Source organism: Paenibacillus agaridevorans, from assembly GCF_003112455.1.
In the GTDB taxonomy this organism is placed as follows: Bacteria; Bacillota; Bacilli; order Paenibacillales; family Paenibacillaceae; genus Pristimantibacillus; species Pristimantibacillus agaridevorans.
Genome location: NZ_BDQX01000156.1, coordinates 1 through 253 on the forward strand (window position 1 = coordinate 1; position 253 = coordinate 253).

A 253-nucleotide genomic window follows, 5' to 3' on the forward strand; every position below is an offset into this window, starting at 1 on the left:
TGGGCCGGCCGGATATGGCGTACTTTGGTTTCGCGGATCGTTATTTTGCGGGCAAGCCGATTCACATCTTCAACAACGGGGACTTCGACAACGATCTGTACCGCGACTTCACGTACATCGACGATATCGTGACGGGGATCGAGCGACTCATTGCGCTGCCGCCAACGGATGGCGTTCCTCACCGCGTGTACAACATCGGCAACAACAGTCCGGAGAAGCTGATGACGTTTATCGAGACGCTGGAGAGAGCCTT

Annotated in this window: 1 pseudogene; it reads left to right on the plus strand. The window is 55.7% G+C overall.

Annotation, left to right across the window (positions count from 1 at the left end):
- A pseudogene (locus tag PAT3040_RS13890) lies at positions 1–253 on the plus strand (NAD-dependent epimerase); the annotation flags it as partial.